General features: G+C 71.0%; 3 protein-coding genes. All 3 read right to left on the bottom strand.

Translation table 11 applies throughout. The features are described 5' to 3' along the window. A partial coding sequence (locus tag ESO86_RS15075; protein WP_207207169.1) for an MGH1-like glycoside hydrolase domain-containing protein occupies positions 1-865 on the bottom strand: 865 nt, incomplete at its 3' end. Next, positions 862-1773, bottom strand: a complete 912-nt coding sequence (locus ESO86_RS15070) for a carbohydrate ABC transporter permease (protein ID WP_129235714.1) — start codon at positions 1771-1773, stop codon at positions 862-864. The genes ESO86_RS15070 and ESO86_RS15075, both read right to left, overlap by 4 nt. Beyond that, positions 1770-2723, bottom strand: a 954-nt coding sequence (locus tag ESO86_RS15065) for a carbohydrate ABC transporter permease (RefSeq protein WP_340638867.1), incomplete at its 5' end; no start/stop codon positions are given. The genes ESO86_RS15070 and ESO86_RS15065, both read right to left, overlap by 4 nt.

The following is a 2723-nucleotide window of genomic DNA, read 5'->3' as shown; positions in this document are numbered from 1 at the left end:
CGGGCGCGGCCGGGTCGGCGACCGCCGAGCCGGCGCGACGCAGCGTCTCGCGATCCGACGCCGGCAGGTCGTCGCTCGAGGCGAGCACTCCGAGCTCGTGCACGACGTCGGGCAGCTGCCCGTCGGCGGTCGGGAACCGGAGCGCGAGGTCGAGCTGCTCCCGCGCGAGCGCGGGATCGCCGTGCCGCAGTCCGACGGCGATGAAGTACGCGTCCCACTGCCAGAGCCCGACGTACCCGATCTTCGAGGGCACGACGGCGCGCGCCTCGCCGAGCTGCGGCAGCTCGACGATGTTGGCGCCGAGCACCCACCAGCAGAACGCGGTCATCGCCTGCAGGTCGTCGCGCACCGTGGGGCAGCGGCCGAACCAGTCGAGCCACGTCGCCTCGGTCGCGCTGCGGAGGGACGCGTACTCCGCCGACCGCGCGAACTCCACCGTGCGGTCGGCGTCCACGTCGAAGACGACGGATGCCGCGTGCCGCCCGCCCACCCGGAGCGACTGCAGCCCCTCCCCCGTGTCCCATTCCACGCTCGCCTCGACGCCGGTCGCGACGCCCACGGCGAGCGCGCCGGTGCCGGCGAACGTGACGCCCGCGGCCCCGTCGCCGAGCACGATCTCGTGCGGCCGCACCCGTGTCACCGGCAGGACCTCGCCGTCGGACCCCCGCACGCGCAGCGCATCGAGCACGATGCACTCCTCGAGGCTGCGCTCGTACTCGGAGGTGTGCACTCGGAGGGTGCCGTCCGCCCCGTCCGCGGAGCGGAACGCCATCAGGCGCGAGCGCGGCAGGGTGAACGGCGCGCGGACCAGGTCGAGGTGCTCGCCGGCGAGGTCGGCGAGCGCCGCGGCATCCGCCCCGCTCATCGCCCGCCCAGGCCGGACGCGGCCATGCTGTTGAGGATCCGGCGCTGCCCGATCACGAACGCGACGAGCATCGGGATCGTCGCGAGCGCCGAGGCCGCCATCACGAGCCCGTAGTCGACCGAGCCGAACTGGCCGCGGAAGCTCGCGAGCAGCAGCGGCACCGTGAACAGGTCGGGCGAGTTCAGCAGCACGAGCGGGAACAGGAAGCTGTTCCAGACGTCGAGCGCCACGATGATGCTGAGGGCCCCGAGCCCGGGCTTGAGGTTGGGCAGGATGATGCTCCAGAACGTCCGCCACCGGCCCGCGCCGTCGACGAGCGCCGCCTCCTCGAGTTCCTTCGGCAGCGAGAGCACGAACTGGCGCATGAGGAACACCGCGAAGGGGTTCACGAGCATGGCGGGCACGATGAGCGAGAGGTGCGAGTCGACCCAGCCGAACTCCGCCATGAGCAGGTAGAACGGGATCAGGGTGACCTGCTTCGGGATCATCTGCGTCGCGAGGAACACGATGAACAGGACCCGGCTGCCGCGGAAGCGGATGCGCGCGAACGCGTACCCCGCCATCGCCGCCGTGATCAGGGTTCCGACGACGGCCAGCACGCAGATGTAGATGCTGTTCAGGTAGGCCTGCGCGAAGGGCACGGCGTTCCAGGCGTCGACGTACTTGTCGATCGTCCACGGGTCGGGCCAGAGGCTCAGCGGATCCTGCAGCAGCTGGGGCAGGGTCTTGAACGAGGTCAGCAGCATCCACAGGAACGGGAACACCATCGCCAGGCCGGCGACGATGAGCGCGGCGTGGATGGCGACCCGGCCGGCGGTGCGCCGGCCGCGCCCGGTCTCGGGACGGCGGCGAGGCCGCTCGAGGTCGGGGCGGCCGACGAGGGTCGACTCGATGTCTGCAGCGGTCATGCGTCGGCGTCCTCGTAGTGCACGAACTTCTTCTGCGCGCCGAACTGGATCGCGGTGATGACGAGCGTCAGCAGCAGCAGGATCACGGAGGCGGCACTGGAGGGTCCGAACTCGAACCGCCCGAAGCCCAGGTCGTAGATGTGGTAGACGATCGTCCGCGTCGCGTTGTCCGGGCCGGCGTTCGCGGTGAGCACGAACACGGTGTCGAACGTCTGGAGCGACGAGATGAACGCGACGATCGAGGAGAAGAACACGATCGGCGAGAGCAGCGGCAGTCGGATGCTGCGGAAGAGCCGCCACGCTCCGGCGCCGTCGATGCGCGCGGCCTCGATGACCGAGGGCGAGATGTTCTGCAGGCCCGCCAGGAAGATGATGACGTTCAGGCCGAGCGACGACCAGATCGAGACGATGCACACCGCGATGAGCGCGAGGCGGGGGTCGCCGAGCCAGTCCGGAGGGGCGATGTCCAGGACGTTCGCGATCGCGCCGCTCAGCACGCCGTCGGCGCGGAACAGCTGCTGCCAGATCATGGCGACGGCGACGGTGCTCGTCACCACCGGCGCGAAGAACAGGATCAGGTAGAGCGTGCGGGTGCGCAGCTTCTCGAGAGCGACGGCGACGACGACCGCGAGACCGAGCCCGACCGGCACCGTGATGAGCGCGATGAGCAGGGTGTTCACGATCGAGCGCAGCAGCAGCTCGTCCTGCAGCTGCGCGGTGAAGTTGGCGAAGCCGACCCACTCGAGCTCGGTGAGGCCGTCCCACGACGCGAAGGCGAGCACCAGGCTGGCCACGAACGGCAGCAGCACGAACACCGCCATGCCGATGAGCTGGGGGCCCACGAAGACGTAGCCCCAGCGGCGGTCGCGGCGACGCCAGGCGGCCTCGCGGCGGGGCGACCGCCGCGAGGGACGGACGGGTGCCACGGGTGCGTGCGCCGTGTCCGGCGC

Origin of the sequence: Agromyces binzhouensis, from assembly GCF_004135055.1 — a bacterium.
GTDB lineage: Bacteria > Actinomycetota > Actinomycetes > Actinomycetales > Microbacteriaceae > Agromyces > Agromyces binzhouensis.
Note: the sequence above shows the minus strand (reverse complement) of the source record. Positions and strands in the feature narration are given on the sequence as shown.

What these genes read in the sequence shown, in the direction of transcription:
- ESO86_RS15070 (WP_129235714.1), bottom strand. Translation starts at nt 1,773, where the DNA reads ATGACCGCTGCAGACATCGAGTCGACCCTCGTCGGCCGCCCCGACCTC.